General features: G+C 61.6%; 25 protein-coding genes and 1 pseudogene. 18 read left to right on the top strand and 8 right to left on the bottom strand.

Annotated elements, in window-relative coordinates; genetic code table 11:
* Positions 1–5 precede the first annotated feature (5 nt).
* Positions 6–1700 (top strand): GMC family oxidoreductase, encoded by a 1695-nt coding sequence (locus AWB76_RS11700; RefSeq protein WP_061160394.1) that lies wholly within the window; start codon positions 6–8, stop codon positions 1698–1700.
* A 42-nt stretch (positions 1701–1742) separates the two neighbouring features.
* On the opposite strand, the gene AWB76_RS11695 is transcribed toward AWB76_RS11700, so the two are convergent.
* Together AWB76_RS11695 and AWB76_RS11690 are read right to left on the bottom strand one after the other, a co-directional pair.
* Positions 1743–2516 carry a GntR family transcriptional regulator gene (locus tag AWB76_RS11695; RefSeq protein ID WP_061160307.1) on the bottom strand — a complete coding sequence of 258 codons (774 nt, stop codon included), beginning with the start codon at positions 2514–2516 and terminating at the stop codon, positions 1743–1745.
* Positions 2517–2725: 209 nt separating this feature from the next.
* The gene (locus tag AWB76_RS11690) at positions 2726–3406 is read right to left on the bottom strand and encodes a hydrolase (protein ID WP_061160306.1); all 681 of its coding nucleotides are present in this window, start codon (positions 3404–3406) and stop codon (positions 2726–2728) included.
* Between the two features lie 439 nt (positions 3407–3845).
* On the opposite strand from AWB76_RS11690, the gene AWB76_RS11685 reads away from it, so the two are divergent.
* The 9 genes from AWB76_RS11685 to AWB76_RS11645 all read left to right on the top strand — a co-directional run bounded on the left by AWB76_RS11685 (position 3846) and on the right by AWB76_RS11645 (position 12052).
* The gene (locus tag AWB76_RS11685) at positions 3846–5345 is read left to right on the top strand and encodes a class I adenylate-forming enzyme family protein (RefSeq protein WP_061160305.1); all 1500 of its coding nucleotides are present in this window, start codon (positions 3846–3848) and stop codon (positions 5343–5345) included.
* A complete protein-coding gene (locus AWB76_RS11680; RefSeq protein ID WP_061160393.1) occupies positions 5342–6106 on the top strand; it encodes a citryl-CoA lyase in 765 nt (254 codons plus the stop codon). The genes AWB76_RS11685 and AWB76_RS11680 overlap by 4 nt, the downstream gene beginning before the upstream one ends.
* 79 nt (positions 6107–6185) lie before the next feature.
* Positions 6186–7145 carry a VOC family protein gene (locus tag AWB76_RS11675; RefSeq protein ID WP_061160304.1) on the top strand — a complete coding sequence of 320 codons (960 nt, stop codon included), beginning with the start codon at positions 6186–6188 and terminating at the stop codon, positions 7143–7145.
* Positions 7142–7858 (top strand): alpha/beta hydrolase, encoded by a 717-nt coding sequence (locus AWB76_RS11670; protein WP_244173319.1) that lies wholly within the window; start codon positions 7142–7144, stop codon positions 7856–7858. Before AWB76_RS11675 ends, AWB76_RS11670 begins: the two co-directional genes overlap by 4 nt.
* 21 nt (positions 7859–7879) lie before the next feature.
* Complete coding sequence (locus AWB76_RS11665) at positions 7880–8938, top strand: maleylacetate reductase (RefSeq protein WP_061160302.1); 1059 nt, start codon at positions 7880–7882, stop codon at positions 8936–8938.
* A 39-nt stretch (positions 8939–8977) separates the two neighbouring features.
* Positions 8978–9691 carry an NIPSNAP family protein gene (locus tag AWB76_RS11660; protein ID WP_061160301.1) on the top strand — a complete coding sequence of 238 codons (714 nt, stop codon included), beginning with the start codon at positions 8978–8980 and terminating at the stop codon, positions 9689–9691.
* A gap of 244 nt (positions 9692–9935) precedes the next feature.
* On the top strand, positions 9936–10385 hold the full coding sequence (locus tag AWB76_RS11655) for a nuclear transport factor 2 family protein (RefSeq protein WP_061160300.1): 450 nt from the start codon (positions 9936–9938) through the stop codon (positions 10383–10385).
* Between the two features lie 123 nt (positions 10386–10508).
* Positions 10509–11588, top strand: coding sequence for a porin (locus AWB76_RS11650; RefSeq protein WP_061160299.1), 1080 nt, complete (start codon positions 10509–10511; stop codon positions 11586–11588).
* A 56-nt stretch (positions 11589–11644) separates the two neighbouring features.
* The gene (locus tag AWB76_RS11645; RefSeq protein ID WP_244173318.1) at positions 11645–12052 is read left to right on the top strand and encodes a BON domain-containing protein; all 408 of its coding nucleotides are present in this window, start codon (positions 11645–11647) and stop codon (positions 12050–12052) included.
* Between the two features lie 443 nt (positions 12053–12495).
* Here AWB76_RS11645 and AWB76_RS11640 read toward each other — a convergent pair.
* Positions 12496–13098: pseudogene (locus tag AWB76_RS11640) on the bottom strand (LysR substrate-binding domain-containing protein); the annotation flags it as partial.
* On the opposite strand from AWB76_RS11640, the gene AWB76_RS11635 reads away from it, so the two are divergent.
* From AWB76_RS11635 to AWB76_RS42120, 3 genes are all read left to right on the top strand, one after another.
* On the top strand, positions 13048–13404 hold the full coding sequence (locus AWB76_RS11635) for an SDR family NAD(P)-dependent oxidoreductase (protein ID WP_244173317.1): 357 nt from the start codon (positions 13048–13050) through the stop codon (positions 13402–13404). The pseudogene AWB76_RS11640 and the gene AWB76_RS11635 overlap by 51 nt on opposite strands.
* Before the next feature lie 27 nt (positions 13405–13431).
* A complete protein-coding gene (locus AWB76_RS11630; RefSeq protein ID WP_061160297.1) occupies positions 13432–14385 on the top strand; it encodes a zinc-binding dehydrogenase in 954 nt (317 codons plus the stop codon).
* 129 nt (positions 14386–14514) lie between these two features.
* On the top strand, positions 14515–14757 hold the full coding sequence (locus AWB76_RS42120) for a hypothetical protein (RefSeq protein ID WP_244173316.1): 243 nt from the start codon (positions 14515–14517) through the stop codon (positions 14755–14757).
* 262 nt (positions 14758–15019) lie between these two features.
* Here the strand turns inward: AWB76_RS42120 and AWB76_RS11620 are convergent, their stop codons facing one another.
* The gene (locus AWB76_RS11620; RefSeq protein ID WP_061160296.1) at positions 15020–16006 is read right to left on the bottom strand and encodes an ATP-binding protein; all 987 of its coding nucleotides are present in this window, start codon (positions 16004–16006) and stop codon (positions 15020–15022) included.
* A gap of 150 nt (positions 16007–16156) precedes the next feature.
* Complete coding sequence (locus tag AWB76_RS11615) at positions 16157–16582, bottom strand: response regulator (RefSeq protein ID WP_074171329.1); 426 nt, start codon at positions 16580–16582, stop codon at positions 16157–16159.
* 106 nt (positions 16583–16688) lie between these two features.
* Between AWB76_RS11615 and AWB76_RS11610 the strand changes: the two genes are divergently transcribed.
* Positions 16689–17807, top strand: coding sequence for a sensor histidine kinase (locus AWB76_RS11610; protein WP_061160294.1), 1119 nt, complete (start codon positions 16689–16691; stop codon positions 17805–17807).
* Positions 17808–18247: 440 nt separating this feature from the next.
* Here AWB76_RS11610 and AWB76_RS11605 read toward each other — a convergent pair whose 3' ends face one another.
* Entirely contained in the window at positions 18248–18739 is a 492-nt protein-coding gene (locus AWB76_RS11605) for a low affinity iron permease family protein (protein WP_061160293.1), read from the bottom strand.
* A 382-nt stretch (positions 18740–19121) separates the two neighbouring features.
* Here AWB76_RS11605 and AWB76_RS11600 point away from each other — a divergent pair, with 382 nt between their 5' ends.
* Entirely contained in the window at positions 19122–21026 is a 1905-nt protein-coding gene (locus tag AWB76_RS11600; RefSeq protein WP_061160292.1) for a hybrid sensor histidine kinase/response regulator, read from the top strand.
* A 568-nt stretch (positions 21027–21594) separates the two neighbouring features.
* Here the strand turns inward: AWB76_RS11600 and AWB76_RS11595 are convergent.
* Both AWB76_RS11595 and AWB76_RS11590 read right to left on the bottom strand, forming a co-directional pair.
* Complete coding sequence (locus tag AWB76_RS11595; protein WP_061160291.1) at positions 21595–22119, bottom strand: RES family NAD+ phosphorylase; 525 nt, start codon at positions 22117–22119, stop codon at positions 21595–21597.
* Positions 22116–22487 carry an antitoxin Xre-like helix-turn-helix domain-containing protein gene (locus AWB76_RS11590; RefSeq protein WP_061160290.1) on the bottom strand — a complete coding sequence of 124 codons (372 nt, stop codon included), beginning with the start codon at positions 22485–22487 and terminating at the stop codon, positions 22116–22118. The genes AWB76_RS11595 and AWB76_RS11590 overlap by 4 nt, the downstream gene beginning before the upstream one ends.
* Before the next feature lie 348 nt (positions 22488–22835).
* Between AWB76_RS11590 and AWB76_RS11585 the strand changes: the two genes are divergently transcribed.
* The 3 genes from AWB76_RS11585 (at position 22836) to AWB76_RS11575 (ending at position 25853) form a co-directional block, all read left to right on the top strand.
* Positions 22836–23102 (top strand): type II toxin-antitoxin system Phd/YefM family antitoxin, encoded by a 267-nt coding sequence (locus AWB76_RS11585; RefSeq protein WP_061160289.1) that lies wholly within the window; start codon positions 22836–22838, stop codon positions 23100–23102.
* Positions 23081–23536 (top strand): type II toxin-antitoxin system VapC family toxin, encoded by a 456-nt coding sequence (locus AWB76_RS11580; RefSeq protein WP_244173315.1) that lies wholly within the window; start codon positions 23081–23083, stop codon positions 23534–23536. Before AWB76_RS11585 ends, AWB76_RS11580 begins: the two co-directional genes overlap by 22 nt.
* 346 nt (positions 23537–23882) lie before the next feature.
* The gene (locus tag AWB76_RS11575; protein WP_061160288.1) at positions 23883–25853 is read left to right on the top strand and encodes a site-specific integrase; all 1971 of its coding nucleotides are present in this window, start codon (positions 23883–23885) and stop codon (positions 25851–25853) included.
* Positions 25854–25897: the final 44 nt, after the last annotated feature.

Below are 25897 nucleotides of genomic sequence, written 5' to 3'. Positions count from 1 at the left end.
GGCAAGTGCAGACCGATTATTTGATCGTAGGCGGGGGCACCGCGGGCGCGGCGCTGGCTGCAAGGCTCTCGGAGCGGAGCGACCGGCGCGTGATGCTGCTCGAAGCGGGCCCTGACACGCCGCCGGATTCAATACCTTCCGATATCGACGATACCTTCCCGAGTTCCAGTCTCAACCCGCAATACTTCTGGCCAGCGCTGGAGGCTACGATGGCGGCGGGACAGTCGCCTCGCCCCTGGCCGCAGGCGCGTGTCGTGGGTGGCGGTTCGAGCATCATGGGGATGTTCGCATTGCGCGCGCTCCCGTCGGACTATGCGCGCTGGAGCGCGGCCGGTGCACATGGGTTTGAAGACGATGTAGTCGCGGCAAGCTACGCGCGAGCAGTCGATGACATCGATGGCGGCGCCGAAAATGGCTCACGCGATGGCCCGCGCGGCGCGAGCCCGATTTCGCGCTTGCCGCGCACACAATGGCCACGGTTCATGCACCGCATCGAAAGCGCCGCCGGGACGCTAGGCTTTCCCCTGCTCGACGATGTCAACTCGACATCCGCTGACGGTTACTTTGCAATGCCGGCCACCAGCGACGGCAACACGCGCTCTTCAGGCGCGCGCTGCTATCTGACGAGGGAAGTGCGGGCGCGGCCGAACCTGTTGATTCTCGCCGATACCTGCGTCACGACCTTGCGTTCGAGCGGACACCGCGTGACGGGCGTCGAAGCCATACGTTCGGGTGAGAAGATCACCATCGATGCGCACGAAGTGATTCTGAGCGCCGGCGCGATTCAATCGCCTGCGATCCTCATGCGCTCCGGCATCGGACCCGCGCACGCGTTGCGGCGGCTTGGCATCGAGGTGATTGCGGACCGGGAAGGCGTGGGAGGCAATCTGCAAAACCACGCCTATCAGTTCTTCGCGGCGACGTTGCCGCGCATGGAACGGCTCGCCACGGATGTACGGCGCTTCGCCATAGCAGGGCTTCGCGCATCATCGCGAGTGCCGGACTGTCCGAACGGTGACCTCATGTTGTTTCTGCTCGGGCGTGCGAGTCCGCGTCGGTACGGCGTGGACATTGCGATGTTCGGCTCGGCGTTATACGCACCGTTCTCGCGTGGCGCGGTCACGCTCGCAAGCGCCGATCCGAATGTGCATCCGAAAATTGAATTCCGCATGTTCGACGATCCGCGCGATGCACCCCGCATGGTCATGGCAGCGCGGCTTGCGGAACGGCTGTTGCGCGACCCCATCGTGATGGCAGGTTATCGCGATGCCTATCTGCTGCCCGCGGGTCTCGCCGTGAGTCAGTTCAACCGTGCGGGCCTGATGGGGGCCGTTCTCGCGGCCGGCGCCAAGGCCGTTCTCAACGGACCTGCTTCGCTGCGTCGGGGGCTTTTCGCACACGCGTTGCCGGGCGTGGTACCACTGTCTGGCCAGAACGGCAACGCCGCCCTCACCGACGAACAGTTACTCGGCTCGATCGCGCCGATGGGTCACCCGGCAGGCACCTGCGCGATGGGCGGTGAGCGCGATCGGTTTGCGGTGGTGGACGACGCTTACCGCGTGCACGGCGTCGACGGACTGCGGGTCGTTGATGCGTCGGTGATGCCTGTCATCCCAAGCGCAAATACGCATCTGCCAACGTTGATGCTGGCGGAACACGCGGCAGCGTGCATTGGCGGTGTTTCGCTCCGTTCGCGATAAAGCCAGACTGCGGACGCGTGCCCTCGCGAAACGTCATTCGCTTCAACCGGCGCTCTGGGTCAGCTGAAAAGACATCGAGTAACTGAACCGGCTCGCCGGATGAACACCCGTCGTCACCTCGATGACCTTCTCGCGCACGAAGTAGCTTCGAATGATGCCCAGTCCAGCAGAGCCGTGCGGCACCTGGAGCAACTCGGCCTGACTTCCTTCGATCAACAGCCCCTGAATCTGCTGCTCGACGCGCGTGACCTTGATCCCATGCTGCTCCTCGATCATCGTGTACACGGGCTTGTCGAGCGTCTTCGACAAGCCGGTCAGGCGGCTGTAGGCAGATTCGACATAGATGTTCACCAGCGCAATGGGTTCGTTGGCGCCTTCGCCACCGTATCGTACGCCTTCCAGATGAAGCCATTTAGTGCCCGGCACGCAGTGCAAGAGCCTCGTCATGGACGCGTCCGCTTCCAGCGTTCGGCGCCCATTTACCCGAAACTGCGTGCCTTTCGCGTAAAGCGCAAGGTCCGACAGGGAATCCATCGACTGGACATAACGTGTCTGCGGACGATCCGCCATCACCGTCGTACCCACTCCGGCCTGCCGAGTGATGAGACCAAGGGCACACAGTTTCTGAATCGCCTGACGTACGGCATAGCGGCTCAAGCCCCATTGGGCGCACAGTTCCGCTTCGGTAGGCAGCATGTCTCCGACGGCGAAGCGTCCCTCACGAATGTCCTGCATGAGTGCGCGGGCGAGGTCGAGGTGACGCGGCTGCGGCGCCTCGAGCATGAGCGATTCGTGGTCGTCCTGGACGGTCGGCATAGCGTGAGTTCCGACAAAGAACGGCCTTGCCGGCCGTGACCGAACCAGTATAGCAGCAGCCAACCGCCTAAATCCGAATGTTCGAATATTGAGTTGAACTCAGTCGGGATGTCGTGCGACGGGAGCGCTGGTGTCAGCGACCGCGGCCGGTTTTTTGGGAGAGGATCGGCGCCGACCGCGCACTAGGGCAAGCGGCCCAAATAGATAGTTCAGGCACGCTCCGAGTCCAGCTGCTCTTGGTTCCGGACAACGTCTTGTGCCTTGGTATAGCTTTCGATGAGCAAGCGATACGGAGGAAAGATTAGCCCATAGACTTCAGCCCATTGTTGCGCGTCTGGCCGATGCCACGTCTGTTGCAGCTCTGAGGCAACTGCGGCCGTGTCCATCGGAACGACGCCTGCCTGAACCACTCGCGCCAGGGTAATCTCTTGCGCCATTTTCGAATACGTTCCCGAGGCGTCGATCACGGCGAAGACCTTGAATCCTTCCTGAACGGCGGATATCGCAGGGAATGCCATGCAGACGCTGGTGATCGTGCCCGCGATGATCAACGTCTTGCGACCTGTCGCCTTGACGGCCGCAACGAATTCCGGATTGTCCCATGCGTTGATCTGGCCGTTTCGGGCGACGTACTTCGCATGGGGCGCGCTCTCTTGAATCTCCGAAATCAGCGGCCCGTTTGGACCCTGTGGCACGGATGCCGTGGTGATCACCGGGATCTTGCATAGCGTCGCGATCTTCGCGAGCGCGACCGCATGATTGCGGAGGACCGTGGGCTCCATATCCTTGACGGTCTGAAACAGGCCACTCTGATGGTCGATTAGTAGCAACGCGGCATCGTGGGGATCGATGATCGGGCGCTGTCCATTGAAGTTTGCGGGTGCGGTCATCGCAGGCTTCTCCTGAAAGAACGGTTTGAAGGCCGGGCTTCATCGGCGCGTGCGCCCTGTACGTAGCAAGGTCCGCCGCCATGACCTCGCGACGGCGTGATGCGGTCGACAACCCCGGGGAAACGATGAAAGATTAAGGAACACCAGGTGCAACAGGAAGGCATCGAAACCTGTCCTCACAGTCTCATTTTTTGAAACGAAGATACGCCGACGCAGAGGTCATGATGGCGTCGGGCCGCACTCAATCGCAGGCCCCAAGGAGTCCGTCAACAGCCGCTTTCCGACACATCCCGTAAGCGAAAGAGGTACCGGGACGCCCGGTTTGGCGAGCGGGGTTACGTGGTAGGGAAACTCCGAATGTTCGAACATTCGAATGAAATATAAATTTCGATGCAACGGACGACTTCGGCGTCCAATCCCTGACTCTGGAGAACCCCGCATGTATCCGATCGATTTCCTCTGGCGCGCTGTACAGCGCCATCCACATCGAACGGCCGTCGTGAGCCCCGCCGGCTCGCTGACGTTCACCGCGCTCGCCGCGGAAGTCCTGCGGCGCGCAGCAGCGCTCGTCACGCTCGACCCGCAGCCGCGCAGCCGCGTCTGTATCGGTGCGGCAAACTCGGTTGATCATTTGTTGACGCTGCTAGCCGTTCTGGGCGCGGACAAGATATGGGTGCCCTTGAATCCTCGCAATGGCGATCCTGAATTGCATCGCATCGTCGAGTTTGTCGAGCCGTCGCTCGTGCTCGCGGACGACGAAATGTTCGACCGTCTCGCCGGCGTGACGAGGCCCGTACGCAAGCTGGACGAGGTGACGCGCTCGGTGGGCGATGTGGCGTCGGTAGCGTTCGGGCCGTATGTTCGGGGAGGCGTCAGTCTGGAGGATGCGCAGGCGATCAAGTTCACCGGTGGATCCACGGGAATCCCGAAAGGGGTGATTCAACCCTTGCGTGCGTGGAATACGAACATTGCTACGCAAATCCACGAACTCGGATTGACGCCGGCGGACCGTTACCTGGTCGCGGCACCCATTACGCACGGCACGTCGACCTATATGCTTCCCTTGCTGGGCGCGGGCGGGGCACTCGTCTTTCCAGAATCGTCAAAGCCCGCTGGCCTGCTGGACGCTGCCTGCGAACATGGCGCGACGATATTCTTCGCGCCACCGACCTTGATTCTTGCCCTTGTCGAGGAACAACGCCGCTCGCCGCGCGAATTGCCTGCGCTTCGCTACCTGGTGTACGGCGGCGCCCCGATGCGGCCGGAGCAGATTCGGGACGCCCAGTCCGTGTTTGGCACGGTTGTCTGTACGTCGTTCGGACAGACGGAGGCGCCGCAGATCATCACCTTCCTACCGCCAGCGGAAATGACGGGCGAGTATCTGACGTCGGTCGGCAGGCCCACGCTGCTCACGCGAGTGGCGATCGTCGACAAGGAAGGTTATCCGCTACAGCCGGGCGAGGAAGGCGAGATCGCCGTTCGCGGCAGCCTCGTGATGAGCGGCTATCTAAATGCGGACGAGGAAACGAACAAGACACTGGTCGGCGGCTGGTTACGCACGGGTGACGCGGGCGTCTTCGATGAGCGCGGCTACCTCTTCTTGCGCGATCGAATCCGTGACGTGATCATCACCGGCGGTTTCAACGTCTACCCTGGAGATGTCGAAGTCGTGCTTTCGGGCCATCCCGCGGTGGCGGAGTGTTCAGTCGTCGGTGTACCCGACGCGAAGTGGGGAGAGGCCGTGCACGCCGCCGTGCAGCTGCGCCCGGGCATGAACGTACGGACCGACGAACTGGTTGCACTGGTCAAACACGAGCTCGGCTCAGTGAAGACGCCGAAGCACATTCACCTGTTTGAGGCGCTCCCGCGCAACGCGGTCGGGAAAATCACGAAGCCGGCGGTGCGAGAGGCAATCCTCAGTCAGTGGAGCCGGTCATGAATAGACGAAACGAAGGCGTCACTCCGCACACGTTGTTGTGCCGCTATACCACCGATGCTGTCTTCTATCGTGAAGACGATCTAGTGCGCGACCTCCTTGGCAAGGCGACGTTCGTCGACGTCTTCATGAAGCAGACGTTCGGCTATGCCCCGAACGCCGCGCAGCGCCGCATTGTCGACGCGGTGCTGGTGACGCTCATGGAACACGGCCTGACGCCGAGCGCGATTGCGACGCGCATGATCTATTCGAGTTCGCCTGAAAACCTGCAGTCAGCAGTCGCGGCTGGCCTGCTGGCCGTGGCGAGTCGCTTTGTCGGCACGATGGAGCCTGCTGCTCAGCTTCTCGATCGCATCGTCGCGGCGGGGGATGGCGCAGCGGATGAAGCCTCGCGAATCGCACAGGATTACCGGTCGCGCCGCGCTGCGGTTCCGGGATTCGGCCATCACATGCATCGTCCGGATGATCCGCGTGCGGTGGCATTGTTGAAGCTGGCGCGCGAAGTGGGCACGTTTGGCGAGCGTTGCGCGGCGCTCGAGCACCTAGGCGCCAGCGTCGACGCCGCAGCTGGACGGCACATCACCATCAACGCGACGGGAGCGATCGCCGCCTTGCTCGGCGACATCGGCATTCCCGTTGCACTCATGCGCGGCTTCGCCGTACTCAGCCGGGCAGCGGGGCTCATTGCGCACATCGCGGAGGAGCAGCACGACCCGTCGGGCCGCTTCATCTGGGACCTGGTGGACGGTGCGATGACGGCATAGGCTACCGAGCTTTCACAGTCTATTGGCCCGACGGGCAGACGTGCGCCCCTCTCGCACGCAATTACTCAAGGAGACAACCATGACCCATATCAATCAGTCGATCATGCGCCATCACCACATCACGCTGTGCGTGGGAACGGCGCAGCAGGATTACGATTTCCACACGAAAGTGCTTTCGTTGAAGAGCGTGAAAAAGACGCTGATCTACGATGGCATGTCGCCGTTCTATCACCTGTATTACGGTAACGATCTTGGTGAGGAAAGCACGCTCATCACCTGCTTTCCAGTGGCCCATTTCGGTCGCAAAGGTCATCGTGGCGCTGGCCAGATTGGCAGCCTTGCGCTGTCGGTGCCCGTCTCGGCCATTCCCTTCTGGGAAAAACGACTCGCAGCGCACGGTTTCGATGTACGGCGAACGGAGCGCTTCGGTGAACACGTTCTGTCATTTTCACATCCGTGCGGCATCCCGTATGAACTCATCGGCATCGAGGACGATGCTCGCAAACCCTATTCGAATGGCGAAGTGCCTGCCGAACTGGCGATCCGTGGACTGCATACGATCACGGTCAATGCGCGCGACATGGAGTCGTCTCAAGAGTTCATGCAACAAGGGTGGTCCGCGCACGATATCGCGCACGACGGAAAGTATGCGCGTTATGCCTTCGGTGACGGCGCTTCGGGCAAGTACGTCGACTACGCGCTGGAGCCGGACCTACCGCAGGCGAGTTGGACCTACGGCGAAGGCATCGTCCATCACTGCGCGTTCCAGGTGGCCGACCGCTCGGTGCAGGACAAGGTGAAAGCCAATCTTGAAGGTCTGGGCTTTACGGACACGTCCGAGCGCAAGGACCGCGGCTACTTCGAATCGATCTATGTCCGTACCCCGAGTGGGGCGATGTTCGAGGCTACCGTTTCCAAGCCCGACGCATTCCTGATCGACGAGCCGTATGAAGAGATGGGGCAGACGGTTCAAATCGCGCCTCAATTCGAAAGCCAGCGCACGGTGATTCTGGAGTCCCTTGAAGCGCTGAACTATTGAACCAGCGAAGCTGGCGAACATCACCGTCGGCCGTCGCTAGCCGTTTCTACAAACAGTCCACCAAAATGAACAATCCTCATCTCGCTCTCCCGGCGGTTGAGTATGGTGTCCCCGTCGAGGACGCAACGCTCGCCGTCATTCTCGTGCATGGGCGTGGTCAATCTCCCGACTGGATGTACGAAAACGTCGTGCGTCGGCTTGACTGGGCGAGCGTCGCGTGGCGAGCGCCCGTGGCCGCAGATGCATCGTGGTATCCGGAGCGGTTCATTGCACCCGCGGAGTTGAACGAGCCGCGGCTTTCATACGCACTCGCGTGCGTGGAAGCCGCGTCCGAGAAACTCAGAAGGCAGGGGATTCCGTACGATTCGCAGATCTTGATGGGATTCTCACAGGGCGCCTGTCTATGCAGTGAATTCGTGTGGCGAGCGAAGCGCAAGTATCGTGCGCTCGTGTCTTTTACGGGCGGACTGATCGGTCCGCCTGGCATGACGCGCGAAACGCGTGCTTTCTGCTACGACGGCATGCCCGCGCTGTTCTCGACCTGGGACGAGGATCCTTACGTGCCCGTGGACGAGGTATGCAAATCCGCTGAGCTTTTCAAAAAGGCGGGGGCCGCGGTGATTCTTCACGCGGATTCGGGCACCGAACATGGAATACGCGACGCTGAGATCAGATACGCGCATCGCCTCATCGATGCCGGTCGTTCCGACTAACTCCTTTGTGGATTCACTACCATGCGGTCGTTCGTACACGAAACCCGCCCGGCCCGTGTCGTGTTTGGCAACGGAAGCCGTCAATTCCTTCCGCGCGAACTTGACTTGCTTGGCATTCGACGCGCTGTCGTGATCACCACGCCCGAGCAAGTCGGGCTCGGCCAGCAGATTGCAGAGATTCTCCAGGGCCGGTGCGTGGGCGTGCTGAACAGGGCGGTGATGCATGTGCCGATCGATGTCGCGCGCGCGGCGATCGAGACTGCGCGTCAGCTCGGCGCGGACGGTTGCGTCGCGGCCGGCGGTGGATCAACGATTGGACTCGCGAAAGCGATCGCACTCGAATCCAGCCTTCCGATTCTCGCATTGCCGACAACGTACGCCGGTTCGGAGATGACGCCGCTGTATGGCATCACCGACAACGGCGAGAAGAAAACGGGACGTGACTGGCGCGTCATGCCGCGCAGTGTGATTTACGACCCGGAGCTGACACGCTCCCTGCCGGTGCAATTGAGCATGACGAGCGGCATGAACGCGATCGCACATGCGGCCGAGGCGCTGTACGGGACCGACGCCAACCCGATCTACGACTTGATGGCAGAAGAGGGCATCCGTGCGCTAGGGGCGGCCCTGCCGCGTCTGCATGAGCGCCCAGGCGATCATGACGCGCGCAGTGATGCACTGTATGGCGCGTGGCTGTGCGGCACGGTTCTGGGCAACGTCCAGATGGGGCTGCATCACAAACTGTGTCACACGCTCGGCGGCAGTTTCAACTTGCCGCATGCAGAGGTCCACACCGTGATCCTGCCGTATGCGCTGGCCTACAACGCCTCATCTGCGCCGCATGCGATGACGCGAATCGCCCGCGCCCTGCATGGCGAGGACGCCGTTCGCGCGTTGCGAGCCCTCGGGCGCTCACTGGGTGTACCACGTTCTCTGCGGGAGCTCGGAATGCCGCATGACGGTCTGGATCGTGTGGCGGATCTGATCGTCGAAAAGCCCTATCCCAATCCGCGTCCGATCGAGCGCGTCGCGATCCGCGCGTTGCTCGAACGCGCCTTTGCCGGCGCTGAGCCTGACTGACGCCATGTCGGCATATATAACTTCCGGAAGGGGTGAGTCATGCTAATCGAGCATCGTGCCTACACGCTGCGGCTGGGCACGACGGAAGCGTTCTGGGATGCGCAGAATAAGCGCGGTGCCGATGGACTCCGTCCGATCACTGAACGTCTCATCGGTGCCTTCGCGGCGCGCAGCGGTGCCTCCGATCAGATCGTGAGCCTGTACCGATATGACAGCTTTGATGACTGTCAGAATCGCCTGTTCGGTCTGTACGGACAGGCGGCTCTGCGGCCTTACTTCGATGCGGTCAGAGCGCTCATCGCGGTCCAGGAAACGAAGTTCCTCGTGCCAGCGCCCCTGCCTGATCTGCCGATTCAATGGGGCAGCGGACGGGACTGGTTGCCGGAGTCAGGACCGGTCTTCGCGGCACCGCGAGCACGGAGCGTCGTGGAGGAGGTCACGCTTAGCCTAAATGCCGGCGGCGTTCCGCACTGTTGGGAAGCATTTCGCGAACAAAGGTTACACGAAGATCCCATCGCGTCGTCCGGACTGTTCGGCGTGTTCAGCAGTATCGCAGGCCCGCTGAATCAGGTCCTCTTGTATCGTAGTTTTCCGGACTTCGAAGCATGGTGCGCCTACCGAAATCGTATCGATGAATCGTCGTGCTGGAACGGCATTTTGCATTCACTCGCCCCGCTGACGGTCGACGCTAAGAGAAAACTCCTCGAGCCCTCCAGAGTGGCAGATATGTCGCCGCTGTTTCAGACGGAGTGAGCGCGGGCGACCGCACTAGAGAATCGACCCGCTAACGCTCGATTCTCGATGGTGGCGCTTCGAGCCTCATGGATGACGTTTTTCACCTGGCTGGTTAATCGGCGTAAGACGTCATACTAATCAGTAATACTATGCATATAAACTGAGCGCTGTAATTATGCTATCGAGCATGTCTCGTGTTTCATATGCCGGCGAAGCGTATGGACCGTCGACAATTTATCTCCCTTTTTTATCGAGACTGACGATGGAAATTAGAACGATGACGGATGAGCAGCGCAGAACTATTGCCTTTGAATACTTCAGCCGCATGGACAGGGGCGAGAGCATTTTCGATTTGTTTGACGATGATGCCGAAGTCTATTTCCCGAAATGGGGAGTCGCTCGTGGCAGGCGTGAAATAGAGCGGCTGTTTGGCGATCTGATGGGCATTCTCGCCGGCGTATCGCATGACCTGGCCTATGCGAATGTCGTTCAGCAAGGCGACACGATAGTGATAGAGGGCTTGTCTAGCGGAAAGCTTAAGAACGGCACTGAATGGCGCGCCGGTAGTACGCACGCCGGCAGGTGGTGCGATGTTTTCGAGATTCGCGACTTCAAGATACAGCGATGCTACGTCTACCTGGATCCCGATTATGGGGGAGCCGACACGGCCCGTTATCCATGGCTCAGCGTCGAGCGTGCGACGCGCTATTAGAGCGGCTTGCGTGCAATCGCTTTGATCCGTGGACGGGTGTGGCGAATCGCCGCCGCCGCCTCACAACAGCGTCCATGATTCGGAAAAAAGGGCGCGCTAAGCCTCTGGTTTAAGGAGACGAGCATGTTATGGAAAGGGAGCAGGGCGCCACGGCTGGCGGTCTGCACGCTTGGACTATTGATTGGGAATGGTGCACAGGCGCAAAGCAGCGTAACGTTATTTGGCGTGCTTGATGCGGGACTACTCTATACGAGCAAAACGCTTGATCCGGCAAGCGGACACAATGCGGGAAAGCAGTTTTCGATGATCGACGGAGGGGAGTACTATTCCCAGTTTGGCATGGTTGGAACCGAGGACCTCGGTGGTGGGTATAAAGCGAAGTTTCGTCTGGTCAGCGGATTCAGTATCGCGAACGGAAGTCTCGCTCATTGTAATGGCAATCTCTTTGGCTGTGAGGCGTGGGTCGGAATTGCGGGGCCGCCCGGAGAGATCAAGCTGGGCCTGCAGTTTTCTCCTTTCTTTCTTGCCGTCTATGATTCGGACCCTCGCAGCCTCTCGCTATTCGGAAGCGGTGCGGTTCCACTCGTGGACACGGTGCTTGGAACAGGCATTTTCAACGCCAATTCCGTGTCCTATACCGGTCCTGTCCTGAGTGGCCTTCAGGCAAGCGTGCTTTACGCCTTTGGCGGACAGGCTGGCAACTTTCAGGCGGGGCGCCAGTACTCGGCACGGCTCAAATACCAGCTCGGTGGCTTGACTGTCAATGCGGCTTTCTTCGACGGAAATAGCGGTGGCACCGCACAGACGCCAATTCCGACCACGCTGCAGTATGAAGGTCGCATGCTGGCCGTCGGTTACCAATTCGGCTCGCTCACCGCAAAGGCCTCTTTCGTCAATTACAAGGTCGCGGGGTCATTCAACAACAACGTCTACGGTGGCGGCGTCACTTGGTACGTCATGCCCACTCTCGACGTCAACGGTGGCGTCTGGGTGACGAGCGATCGCAACCATACGGCCAATCACTCGGTACTTGCAGCGCTCGGCACGGACTATTTTCTGTCGAAGGCGACGACGCTCTACGCGCAGGTTGGAATGGTCAACAATCACGGTGCGATGAACACCGGTCTGTCGTTGACCGGTGCGATGTACGAAGTGGCGGGCACCTCCATCGGCGCGGTGCTGGGCGTCCGACATACTTTTTGACCGTAGGTGCGGATGTCGCCGCGAGCGACCGGTCGAGCATGAAAATGGCCTGACATTTGATCGATCTTTTTTTAGAGGCGGAAATCGACGTGGGATACGTTAAAGCAATCAAAACAATGCAAGGCGCTACAGGCGTTTTCCTCCTGATATGGTTGTCCGGAGGATACGCCCAGACCAGTGCAATCGTCGCAGAGCCACCCGCGGCTTCACGCTACGCATCCTCGAACGAAAAGTCGTTGAAGGCAGAAAATCGTAGGCTGCAGAAGGCAGTGGTGCGAAGACTCTCCCTGACCAGGGGACTCAGTGCGAGCAACATCCTTGTGGTCGCAAGAAACGGCGTGATCACCCTGGGTGGGTCCGTTCCTGCCGGTGATCAGTTCGATCTGGCGGTCGCCACCGCTAAGAGCGTTGAAGGTGTAAATGAAGTCAGGAACGATCTAACGGTAAGGCCTGAAGGATTCTAATGTTCAGCGCGCTCCACGTTGTGAATGTCGCACGGTTCAGAGACTGCGCATAAAAAAAGTGTACCGGTAGGCCTGCATCAAACGTTGTGCCTGCCGGCTGCGCAGGACCTTCAACTTAACAGAATTATCAATTAGTGTGCGCAGTTAGGAATACACATGACACGGTTTGAATTACCGTGAGCCAAGTTTGCGATAGACGGAACGCATCTGAACTCTTGCCCCACGCTTGGGGATGCGTGCTGTCGGCCATCAGCAGTCGTTCGTCCCAACTGGTATGCGGACGTTGGAACGTCGGCTCGGTGATGTGGCAGCGGTCATTCGCTTGGACGTTTAGTCGAGGCAGTAAATGGCGACTGACTCGCAGTCGATACGGCACCGCCGTCCCTCGTTCCAACGGGGGCGTTGCATCCCAAGGTGATCCCGTAGCGGAATCCGTGCGGCTCTCATGACTTCGCCGTCGAAGGACGTTGGGCCCGGCTTGCGAGATAGTCAACCATGCGCTGCGCGGCTGGCTGCAACGCATCGAAATTTTTAAAGCACACGATGAACCGGCGCTGCGCCCAGGCATCCGTGAGAGGGACGACCTTGATGCCGAGCACCGGCCGATACGTCGCAGCCACCTCCACCGGCACGACGCTGATTCCGAGCCCGGCCGCGACCACACGAATCGCCGCATCGAAGCTTGAAACGATCACCCGGTAGGACACGGTTTTGCCAGCGCTTGCAGCCGCGCGCCGCAGCATTGTATGGACGGCCGTTGACGGCAGCAAGCCAACATGCTCATGCTCGAGCGTCTGATCGAAGCGCAGCGACACCTCGCCCGCGAGCGGATGATCGCGGTGGACGGCGAGCGCGAGCCGGTCCTGTCGGTAAGGCCGGTGCTGAAGTCCTTGTAGGTCGACGTTATCCCAGCACACGCCGACCGTCGCCGCGCCTTCGCGCAACTGCCGCACGAGATCGAACGACAGTGTTTCCTCGACATCCACTCTGATGTTTTGATACTCAGGCTCGCGCATGAATGCAGCGATGTCGTCGAGCAGCGCCTCCATATTCCGTTCGCGGGCGTCTCGGATTACGTCGCCAGCAAGGCGGCCGTCGCCGCGTACACGCGCGGCTGGTCGCGCGATCTCGGTCCGCGCAACATCACCCTCAACGTCATTCAGCCCGGCGCCATCAACACGGAGATGAATCCCGACGACGGCCCGTTCGCGGAGACGCTCAAGGGCATGGCATCGCTTGGACGCTATGGCCAGCCGGACGATATCGCCGCCGCCGTCGCGTTTCTGGTCAGCCCGGACGCGTCCTACATCACCGGCGCGACACTGAACGTCGATGGCGGTCAATCCGCCTGAGGAGACGGCCTAGCACAGGTCATCCGCATGCATGACATCGGCGCGCCGGACGTGTTGCGCGTCGAACATGAAGACATCGGGCTGCCCGGTCCGGGTCAGGTTCGATTGGCGCAGGACGCGATCGGCGTGAACTTCGTCGATACGATGGTGCGTACCGGTCGATTTCCGGTCACGCTGCCCGCTATTCCCGGCTTTGAGGGCGCGGGCACGGTGACGCATATCGGCGCGGAGGTGAACGGTTTCGCGCCCGGCGACCGCGTCGCCTATTTCTTCGCGGCGGGCGGCTACGCGAGCGAGCGTCTCATTTCCGCCGATGCGCTCGTCAAGCTGCCGCCCGACATCTGCACCTTCCACGCGGCGACGTTTCTCGCCAAAGGACTGACGGCGTGGATGGCCTTGCGTGCGCTGCATCGGCTGCGCGCGGGCGAGATGGCGCTGGTGGTCGGCGCGTCGGGCGGCGTGGGCAGCATCTTGTCGCGATGGGCGAAGTCGCTCGGCTCGACGGTGCTGGGCGTGTCCGGTTCGCGCGACAAGATGGCCAAGGTGCGCGCCGGCGCGCATCACGCGTTCCATGCGGGCGATCCGGCCATCGCGCAGAAGATTGACGCCCTTGCTCCCGATGGCGTCGACGTGGTTTTCGATCTCGTGGGCGCAGCCACGCCGACGCTCGCCTTGGAACTCGTGCGCAATGGTGGCGACATCGTTGCGATTGGCGCGGCCTCGGGCAATGCGCTCGATGAGTCCGCCGACGCTGCGCGGCGCAATGTCCGCATCATGCGCGGCGGCACGCCTCAGTTCGTCAACGCGCGGACAATCGATGCCGCCTCGGCGGAACTGTTCTCACTGATGCGCGCCGGCACGTTCAGCGATCTCGATGTCGTGCATTTCGAACTGGCGGATGCGGTCTCGGCGCATCGTGCCGTCGAAGCACGATCGCTGTCCGGCGTTGCGCTTCTCGTGCCTGGTGTCGTCTCTTGCTGACGCGAACCGGTGCAACTCCACACTTCTTTCCAATCAAGAATGTCTCGATCATGTCATCTGATCCAATTCGCATTGCGCTCGAGTTCTTCGATCACTGGAGCGCCAACCGCATCGATGAGGCACTCGCCCATGGTTGCCGGGAAGGTCCTCGGCGAGGACGTGCCGTATCCCGACAACGTTGGACGCGAGCAAGTCAAAGCGTTCCGCGCCGACTTCGGGATCGGCCGTATTTTCACGGTCGATTGGCAGGTCATGCAGATCGCGGCATCGGGCGATGTAATTCGGAACGAGCGCGGGGATATCTTCCGTCACGAAGACGGCGGCGAGATATCGCTGCCGGTGATAGATCGGTCACCGTCAAGGATGGAATAATCACCATGTGGCTCGATCACTTCGATCGGGGCGACTTCAGTCGAAGTCGCTGGGCGCTTTGACCTTGAAAGGTCCTGCAGCGCCTCCACGCGACGACCGTCTTATGTCGGAGGCCGGCGCTCGCGGGCAACGAGAACCGTCACATCGTCGTCTCCACGCGCGTGATCGCGATAAAGGACCGCGGCGATCAGGGACGGATGGCGCATGGACAGACCGGGATAACGGCTAAGCTCCCAGCGCGTGTTCAAGCCGTCCGAATGCATTACGAGTAGCGCATCGCGATTCCATGCGGCGTGGAATTCCTGTGTCTTGCGGATGGAGCGCCCAACGACGCCTGCATGCGAGACGAGGTGATGATGGCGCCTTGGCTCCCACACGCTTGCTGCGACATTGCCAATGCCGCAGAACCGGGCGATCCTGTCGTGTGAGGAAGCGGCTCCGCGAGGGTCGAAGCCGCCGAGGCGACCCGGCGCAGACAAACCGTCAGGCGGCGGCAGACGGGCGACCCCCAGCGCCGCTCCAACGGTGGGCCGCAACGCATTATGTGCATCGCTGACAAGGTGGGGTAGGGCCGCACCATTGTTTGGGGCAAGTGATCCGGTAGCGGCGACGCAGCGGAATGCGCCAGCAGGCCGTGGCCCAGTCCATCGGCGAGCATCACCGTGAAGCCGTCGATGCCCTGCACGCATGTCCATGCGTCGCCGCAGACGGGCTGGTCGCGCAGAGCGACACTGATCGCGCCGTACTCCACCACACCGACATTCGGTCCGGACGACGCCTTGGCAAGGTCGTGGTCCGAATTACCGCTCCACATAACGACGCGCAGCACCGTATCAGCTGCCGATAGGCCCCAGCTGTCGAACTCGTCCGCATACTGCCGGGTTGCGGTCATGCCGCTTTCGGAAGTGAAAGCCAATCGGCCCCCGAACAGCAAATGGGGTGTCTGTCCAGACGGGTGAAAGCGATTTCCGATCGACAGGATTTCGATGCCGGCGCCGCCCCCGTTCCCCGGGTGCGAACCGGCGCTGTCCGTCAACGGGCAGACCAGTAGCTCGCCACCGTTCGCATTCCGGAGCAGATCCGCGCCGCATTCGGCGACGACGATAGAAAGGTGGCTGATCCGCGCGGGGCTAAAACCCTGGACCACTGCGATCGCCCGGATAGACCTGCTCGCATGCGTGATGCCGCCCGCGTCGCGGACCTCGAAACGCTGGTGGGCAGGCATCGCCCGGATCGGTACGTCTTGCATCGCGAGTCCAGATAGGTGGGCCGCATGGATTATGCCGGAAGCCGGCCGTCAGCCGCCGCTGTGACCAACAGATACTGGCTCGCCACGAATTTCTTACTGGTGTGCGCGCCCGCGGACCGCAGCTTGGCATCGCCCGACATCGGTTGCGCGTTACTGTCTGATCTTCTCGAGCAGGCGCAAAAGCGGATCCGGCGCGCCGCCTTTCTGACAGTACGCATCAAACCCCGACGCGACGCCAGCCGGCCGGGCGACGGATTCATCAAGGGCGGTGAACGCAATGAGGACGGTGTGTCCGGTCGCAGTGTTCTGGCGAAGATGTCGGGCGAGCGTGTAGCCGTCCATTTGCGGCATGTTGATGTCCAGAACGGCGATATCGGGCACCCATGTCGCTATCATGTTTAATGCTGAAGCTCCGTCCAGCATGTACACCGCCTCGTATCCTGCGATCATCAGCGATGCAGTGATAGCTTCCCCACCGGGACGGTAATCATCGACGACAAGAAGTCGACGGCCTTGCGGCCCCCCGGGCGACAGCCTGCGCGTCGTCCATCGGCTGGTGTGTGGAGAATTTGCCATATAGAAAACGAGATATGGTTCGATAGGTTACGGCGACCGCCTGCCAGGCTGGTTGCGCCCGACAGAGAGCGTTCGTATATGAGCAACGCCCGTACCGGAGGAATGCATGAACCTCGCCGACTTCATTGAAGCTGACTTACCCGGTCTGATTGACGACTGGACCCGCTATGCGCTTGTGCTCAGCCAGGAGGAGAGCCAGCTGACCGAAATGCAGTTGCGTGATTCGGCGGCTGACATCCTGGGTGCGATCGCGACGGACATGCGCGAGACGCAGAGCGCCGGGCAGCAGGAAAGCAAATCGCGCGGCGACAAGGAGGAGCCGAATTCCGCCTTCAACCGGGTCGCGCGACTGCATGCGGAGGATCGCCTGTCGCACGGCTTCAGCATCGACGATGTGGTTGCTGAGTTCCGGTCCCTGCGCGCCACCGTGCTGCGGCGCTGGCAGAAAACGTCGCCGTCCGGTGCCGCGGCGTTCGAAGAGATGATCCGGTTCAACGAGGCGATCGACCAGGTGCTTGCCGAATCGGTGCGGCACTACGCACACCGCACTGAGCGTATCCGCGACCTCTTCGCTGGCGTCCTCGCCCATGACCTGCGCTCGCCACTGGGCGCAATACTGAATGCCGGCGAAGTACTCTTACATGACGAGGGTCTTTCTGCTGGCGGCGCCAGGGCGGTGGCCTTTGTTCAGCGTGGCGCGATGCGGATGAAACAGATGATCGACGATCTGCTCATCTTCACGCGCACCCGGCTGGGCGACGCGCTTCCGGTCAGTTTCACACCGCAGGATATGGGGCGGATCTGTCGCGATGCGGCGGACGAAGTGCGCGCGTCCTATCCCAATGCCCATATCGAGCTGCGTCTGGCCGGTGAACTCCGGGGCAGGTGGGACGGTAGCCGACTCAGTCAACTGCTGGTCAACCTGCTGACGAACGCTGTGCGCTACGGAACAGGTCCCATCGTTGTCGAAGCCGCCGGTCATGATGGCCAGGTGACACTGGTCGTATCCAACGAGGGCAACCCGATCCCGGAACACGCGCTGCCCACGCTGTTCGATCCGCTGACCCGGGCGGGCCCGGCCGACCGGCGAGGTACGGCGGCAGGCATGGGACTGGGCCTGTATATCTGCCGCTGCATTGCTAGCGCGCATCAGGGAACAATAGGGGTCGCCTCTTCAGAAAACGGCACGTTCTTTACTGTCTGCCTGCCGTGCTCGCCAGCATAATGCGACCGGCAACAGATTCAATCGGCGCGCTGGTTCGTCCAATGGCGCAGCCGCCTTGTACCTGGGTCCGTTACACCCCGCCTGGGTTATGTCGTGGTATCCGATATCGCTAATCTCCATGGGGCCCTGTCTGCTGCGGCCGCTTTCGAGCGCCGGGGCGACATCTGACCAAACTGACGGAAGGGCGGAAACGGGTCGTGAGTATGAGTTCGCTGATGCAGGCAGTTGCAGTCCTATCGCGCGACGCCGGCAACGTCCGCGATCCGCTTGGCTGCCGACGTTGAATGCGATCAGCGTCAAAGTCCGAAGGCCGAAGCGCGCACGTCGCCCTTCCGGCAGAGCCCGGCCAATTTCGGTCATTCGCTGGCCGTCTAGAAAAGCGCCAGCCAAGATGTTGACGCGCGGGAGCAAATGCGCACCGCAGTCGGACAGCGCGTTTGCTAGCCGCGTAGCGGCGCAGCCCCCGGTTTGGCATCGCGATTCTCATCGCCTTGCCGCTCGTCATCATTGCCATCGTGGTTGTCGACGAATGGCGAACCGGTGTCGCTGCCGCCCGCGCGCAGCGCGGTCCGCGCTTCTTCCGCCAATTTTTCATAGTGTTTTCGGAAACGACTCAGATCTTTTTCCCCGAGTTCTTCTAGATCGAGCAGCGCGTTATGCGCACCTTCCATTGCGCGGATCAGCTCGTCGAGTTTGATCTGCATCGCGGCCGTGTCACGGTTCTGCGTGTTCTGGATCAGGAAGACCATCAGGAACGTGACGATCGTGGTCGACGTGTTGATCACGAGCTGCCATGTGTCGCTGTAGTGAAAGAACGGGCCGGTGATCGCCCACACGAGCACAAGGGCAACGGCCATCACAAAGGTGGCGGGCCTACCGGTCATCGTGGAAAGGTAGCTCGCGAATTTCGAAAACCACTTGCTGCTCATCATGATCTCCGGTAGTCGGGTCACTGTACCGGATGATGGCATAGACGGTGGATTCGCTTCTTTCTACGATGTGACTTGCAGGCACTAAATGACCATTTCAAAGTGGGACGACCGTCTCTTGTAGGTCGTTCACGGTCCTACGCTGCCACTAGGCGGCCAGATGGACACAATGAGCAACGCGAAGCGTTTGACCATGCAGGGCGGAACAACCTTAGACGGCTTTGCCTTACTTGTTCTTTTTCAGGTATGCCTCAAAGTCGACAGCCATTGCGCCCACTTTCTGCGCTTTTTCTCTCGTCGGCGCTTGGGAACTGGTTTTCATTTGCACAAGTAAGAGGAGTGCATAATGCAGAAGAAAGCCATCCCGAAAAACTGAGCACCGCCCATGATCGTTCGCATCGCACAATACCCACTTAAGAAGCGCCTGCTGTACGGCATTGCATCGACAGCTGGCGTCCTTCTAGCGCAGCAGGTGCTGGCATCGATTGCCCATGGTCGGCTGACGTTCCTGCTCATCAGTGCTTCCCTTCCACTAATCACGGTGTTGTTTGGTGCGTGGTCGGGAGCCTTGCTTCTGACGACCGGCGTGGCTTACGGCGCACTATGGCTGCAGCCGATTGGCAGTTTCGCTGTTGATGAACAGCCTGACCGGATCGTGCTACTGGCCTTTACAGTCGTCGGTGGATTGCTGATAGCTGCAGGACAGCAACTGGCCAAGGTGGCCCGCCGGGCTGGACGAGCTGAAGCGGCTACACGGGACGCAGCAGATCGCCTTCTGCAAGTTGAGCGCGACGCCCGTCACCGGTTTGACGTAGCGTTGGACAGTGCCGGCGTGCCGTTTTTCATCGTCACCCCGGTCGTGCGCGAGCGCCACATCGCCGAGCTCCGATGGGACTTTCTGAACGAGGCAGCCATGCAGTTATTCAATCCAGCCGCAGGGGTCGTGATCGGCAGCTCGACCGCGTATGTACGTCCCACAGGATGGGACACCGATCTGCTGCTTGACCGCTTGGCGCCACTTGCCGAACGCGACGGGCGTGACGCATTCGATGTGCGCGTTCAAGGAGATGACGGCGAGCAGTGGTTTCACGTCGTCGCCGCATCGCTGGAGGGGTCGGTCGTAGCGTGGTTCGGTAATATAACGCCCCGTGTGCGAGCGGAACAGGCGCTCTCGGAAGCCGACCGTCGCAAGGACGAGTTCCTGGCCACGCTCGCGCACGAGCTGCGCAACCCCCTTGCGCCGATCAGGCAGGTCGCGGAAATCTTGGAGCAACCCGGACTGACGGATCAGCGCACGAAGTGGTGCATCACGGTACTGCGCCGGCAGTCGGCCGCCATGGCGCTCTTACTGGACGACCTGCTCGACGTGTCGCGCATCACGCGTGGGGCGCTCACTCTGCGGAAAGAAACCGTGGCCCTTAGAGAGGTACTCGACGACGCGGTGGAGATTGCGAGACCTTTGCTCGAAGCAAAGGCTCACGAAATCGTCGTCGAGCTTCCTCCGCGGCCCCTTCATATCCAGGCCGACCGCCTGCGGGTCGCGCAGGTACTCGGCAACCTGCTGACGAACGCCGCGAAGTACACGCCGCCGGGCGGGTACATCGAACTGACGGCGACCGCGGACGATGCCGAGATCGTCCTGTCAGTCGCCGACAATGGAATCGGAATCGAATCTGACAAGCTGTCGGCGATTTTCTTAATGTTTTCGCAGGTGAACCCGGACCATCACCGCGAGGGCGGACTCGGTATCGGACTCGCGCTGTCGAAATCGCTGATGGAATTGCACGGCGGCCGACTGACGGCGTCAAGCGCTGGAAAAGATCGCGGAAGCTGCTTTTCCATTCATCTCCCGGCGCAATGCAGGGTGGTGCCCGCGCCGGTGCCGACGCGTGATGCGCCGGCCATTGCAGCATCGGTTGGAAAGCGTCGCATCCTGGTCGTTGACGACAATGTTGATGCGGCAGATGCACTGACCGCGCTCCTAGAACTGGAGGGTCATGAGGTACGCACAGTCTATTCGGGCGAGGAGGCGATCGGCATCCTTACTCACTTCAGCCCCGAAGTCATCCTGCTCGATCTCGGTTTGCCCGGCATGAGCGGAATTGACGTCGCACAGTGCATTCGAGCGACGCCGGCAACGAAGGATGTCACGATGATTGCCATCACCGGGTGGGGGCAACCTCAGGACCGGGAGAGGACCGCAAAGGCCGGATTTGACTTCCACTTCACGAAGCCCGTTGATGTGGCCCAACTCAGTCAGGCAATCGAGAGCGCGGTCGCGGCGACATAGCGGAAGGCCACGTGTCCGCAAGCATTCGGTGCGGGATGCGGAGATGCACTTGCGCCGAAGCGAATGGGCCGAGGCCGTCGCGGTTAGCGGGATCGAGTGCGTGGGCGTCGTCAAATCGTGCCCGGGAGGCGAGTTCCCGGTCGGGGCGAAGGTGGTGGCCTTAATGGGCGGTTTTGGCCGGTCGCCGGAGCGAAGCATCGCGGGAAGAGAAGGAACCTGAATCGGCTGCAACGAAGTGCTCCTGCGACTGATTAATGGCAAGGACCGCTTCTTTCTGCGCGTACAGTGGGCGGCAAAACGCGCCGTGAAGGGCGTCGTGGCAGCGGACAACCTACATCGGCACTGTCGAGATCCGCTCGCCGCATCGCTTCGTCCTCGCGGATCGCGTATCAGCGCCACAAGTAGGCATGGGAATGGAATACTAACGAAAATGCGTTAATCTTCATGATCGATCATTGATTCGGATATCTAAATAACTGGTCTTAGCGAATCCGCCATCTGGTGGTGCCCTTGATCCCTAGCTCGTTCTGCAGAAGAGTGAGAGGCTGGAGAAGAATCACTTCAGAGTCTACCGCTGCCAGCTTGACTGATCCTTCGGAAGTTGCGCGCCAGGATCGTTCACCTCGATCGCATTGCCGTCGCCAAGCCGGTCGTTGAAAACCATCACGTTGGTGCCGCCGGCATGCGCCTGGCTCGGAAAAACAATCCCGGTGTAGCCGAGATCTCGGACCAAGTCGCTCAACACCCAGGTCGGCGGTTCGATGTGTTGCTCGAACTTCCAATACCGCCAGTCCTCGCGCCAGTCATGCCAAAGCTCATCCCAATTCCCTTGGTCGAGTTGCCGCAGATCCACCAAGTCCCGGAGTTCAGCAGCGTAAGAGCAAATGGTGCAGGGCGGAAGAAAAGGGGAGGTTTGCTGATATTCGCGCAGCGCCGTCAGTTCCTCCAGAGACAGGTATAGCGCCTCGATCCCTTCGCGGTTGAAACGTCCTCCCTTCAGCGCGGCGCCCGCGCCGCTCATGGGGCGGTCGGCCCAGCGCGGTGTGTGAGCGCGATACAGCGTGGTTCCCGTCGGCAAATCGGTGAGGATCATCCAACGAAACCTGCACTGATAGACTCCAGGTAGTCGATCGCATCCTCGGTCCGGCCCTCCTGGACCAACTGGAGGATCGTCTTATGCCGAAAGGCCGGGATCGGATGGTTTTTGATGAGAAACAGCGCTCGTTCGAGGTCCGGTTGAACCGCGACGGCTGCCGACACCACGCGCATCAGGTCACGCAAGGCGGCCTGCAGTCTTGGCGACTCGGGGTGCGTGCGGAGCGTGTTTCGATGCACGCCAGCGATCGTGGCCAAATCCTGCTGCTGCAGGCCGAGCACGTTGGCGAGATTGGCCGCCGAAAGCCGGGAGGTTCCCGCTTCTCGGGCAGACTCCAAGACGTCGGTTAAGGGGTCAGCGTTCATCTCGTGGGCTCCAGCGACGATCGATGATAATGCACATTATACGCACAGTCTGAACATAGTGCACACCGTCGCGACGGAAGCAATCGAAGTGTCCCGTTGTCGTTAGTTAGCTGATTCACGAAAAAACGATAATACTATATATGTAAAGTCGACAACAGACAGTTGGATGTAGATGGAGACATTTAGCATACGTAAGATGATGTTAGCTGCTAATTGTTATTAGCAGTGAATGGTTTAATCGGTAAAATGACGGGTCGTCTGCTTTACGCCTCGTTCCGGACGCGAAGCGGCGTGCAAAAGGGCGCGGAAATACGTAAAATACGTATTGATACGAACCTAGGACGAAACATGCAGATCATTACCGCCACCGATCTGGCGCGGCAAACCCGCCAGATCCTCGACGCTGTCGCGCGTAACGGCGAGACGGTGATCATCGAGCGCAACAATTTGCCGGTCGCGCGCCTCATGCCGCCCGCACCGGTGATGACGGCGGCCCAGGCGCTCGCGGGACTGCCGGCGGTTCTGACGCCGCAGCAAGGGCAGGCTTGGCTCGAAGAGAGCCGCGTCGATTTCGATGAGGGGGTGCGGGATCCATGGGCGTCGCCCCGGCCATGACCGCAGCCGTGAACGAGGGCGCGAACGAGGGCGTGATCCTCGACAGTTGCATCTGGGTGGCGCTCGCCGCCAAAACCCTGGCGCGTCAGACGGTAATCGATCTGGCCGGGGAGGCGCCCGTCTTTATCTCGGTGATCTCGCTCGGCGAACTCGGCTTCGGTGTGCAGGCGTGTGCGGATCCAATAGAGCGGGCCGGGCGCGCGGCATTCCTCCAACAGCTCGAGCGGCGGCCGATTCTCGAGGTATCCCGGCACACGGCCGCAGCGTTCGGTGTCCTCGCCGCGGCGGTCAAACAGTCGGGTCGTTCGCCACGGCCCCGTTACAACGACTTGTGGATTGCTGCGCAAGCCATCGAACACGGCTACGCGCTGATGACCCTGAATGGTGGCGACTTTGCTGATTTGCCGGGGCTGCGCCTGGTTATTCCCGAGTAACGCCATGGAGCCGAGCAGGCCCAACCTCACCCCGTCGCGGAAAGTCGAATGGTCACCGCAACCGGCGAAGCGCAATGCGCGGCACGGGCGGCGGTGCGTTCGGCGTCGCCGCGGTGGAGGGTCGTCGTGCGTCGCGCGGAATGCCATGCCGTGGTCAATCCGGCGCATCCGGATGCGGCGCCTCTGGCGGTCTCGGCGCCGCAGCTAGTCGTGTGGGACCAAGTTGTTCACCGCGGGCGGGACGCGCCTCCATAGCCTTACCGTCCTTCCCTGAGAAGCCGCACCGGTTCGGACACGTGTTGGAAGCCATTTGCTTCCTTCGAATTGCAGACAAGAGCGCCTCGCGATGGCCAATCAACCGCAACAGCTGACCCTGCCGCCGCCGCGCACCTATACCCGCACCGACTTCACAGCGCTGCGCGCGTTCGTGCAGCGCCTGCCGGCGGCGACCATCGCGCGCCTCTACTACGATCCGGAGCGCTCGCCCCACGCGGCCAGTGCCGACGCGATGGAACGGTTTTTGGGCACGATGCGCGATGACCTGGTTCTTCTCGCGGTGCTGCATGGCTCGTCGGTCCTAGCCGATCATCTGCGAGCATCGATCAAGCAGCACGGCAGCGCGAAGCTCACGGCCATGACCTTGCGCATGGTCGAGCAGGCCTCGACCTTGGCGGCGGCCGTCCCGCTCGTGACACACCCGGTACACCTGTGGTTCCGGCCGCTGATCGCGCGGCGTCTGAACGGGGAGGGCATCGGCACGCTCGGCGCACTGATCGAGTACTGCAATGCCCGCGGCGGCAGCTGGTGGCGCTCGGTGCCGCGCATCGGTGCCTCGCGCGCGCGGACGCTCGTCGCGTGGCTGCGGCGGCACGAAACGACGCTTGGTATGAAGGTCGCCGCCGACGTCGACACCACGTCGTTGGTGCCGGCCAGTGCGAGCGAAGGGAAGGGGGACGAGCGTGTCATTGTCATCGGCGGCGATCCGAGCGAACCGCGGCTCGCGCCCTTCGAGCACCTGGTCGTGCCTGCAGCGTTGTCCGGCGCGACGTGCGTCAATCGAGCGGCCAACTTCGCTTTCGTCCGCGCCGAACACGACCTGGCAGCGGTGCACGCATATCTACACCGCTATCGCGATCGGCCGACGACCTTGCGGGCCTACACGCGTGAGCTCGAGCGACTGATTCTCTGGAGCGTGGTGGTTCGCCGAAAAGCGCTGTCGTCGCTCACGGTCGAGGACTGCGAGGCGTACAAAGACTTCTTGAAGGCGCCGTTGCCATCTTTCGTGGGGCCCAAGCGACCGCGCACCAGCGGCCGCTGGCGCCCGTTCGTCCCCGAAGGTTTATCGGCCGACAGTCAGGCGTACGCGGTGCGCGTGCTGCGCGCGGCCTTTGCGTGGCTGGTCGAGGTCCGGTATCTCGCAGGCAACCCGTGGAGTGCAGTGCATGAACCGGCGACCGTGACGCGGGAGCTGTCGGTGCAAGTGCACCGGGCGCTGCCGGCCAGACTATGGGCTCAGGTGCGCAAGGCGCTCGATGGGCGTTGCGACGCTTTCGGTGGGGTGGATCCGCAAGACGATGACGAGCTCAGGCAGTGGCGCGCCGCGCGCGCGGCGATTTTGCTGATGGGCGATTCCGGGTTGCGGCGTGCGGAAGTTGCGCTCGCGCGTCGAGAAGACCTGCGGATCGCTGAGGTGCCCGAGGAGGGGCGAACGTCGCGCCGCACCGCGTCGGGTTCGCCCACGCACACGACGCCGGGAGGGACAACGCAGGCCAAGCCCATGGGCTTGGCGGAACCCGGCCGTGGAGCTTCATCAGTGTGGACGCTCAGCATCATTGGCAAGCGTCGCAAGCAGCGCACGGTGCCGGTCAGCGGGGCGACGATCGGCGCCCTGCGGGCACACTGGAACGACCGGGGGCACGACTTCGACGCCCCACGCGCTGACGGACCACTGATCGCGCCGCAGTGGATTCCGGGCACGCGCGCCGCGCTTGATCGGCACGACGTGAACGCGCAAGACGTGCCGTACACCGTCGATGCCCTGGGACGGCTCGTGCGCATGGCGGTGCAACGCTTGAGCGCGCAGACCGCTGCGCTGGCCGACTTCGGCGCGGACGACCTGGTGCAACTGGCGAACACCTCGGCGCATGCTTTTCGGCATACATTTGGGACACGGGCCGTTGCACGCGAGATGCCGACCGATGTGGTGCAGGCGATCCTCGGACACGCGTCGTTGCAGACCACGTCGATTTATGTGCGGGCGGAGCGACGGCGCATGCTCGAGGCCGCCGCGCGCTACTATGACGAGGACGAGCAATAGAGGCTGCGTCGTTCGGCGGGCAACGAAACAGGGAGCCGTTGGCG

This window comes from Caballeronia temeraria, from assembly GCF_001544795.2.
Taxonomy (GTDB): Bacteria; Pseudomonadota; Gammaproteobacteria; order Burkholderiales; family Burkholderiaceae; genus Caballeronia; species Caballeronia temeraria.
The sequence above is the reverse complement of the archived record's forward strand: the minus strand, read 5'-3'. Positions and strand labels throughout refer to the sequence as shown.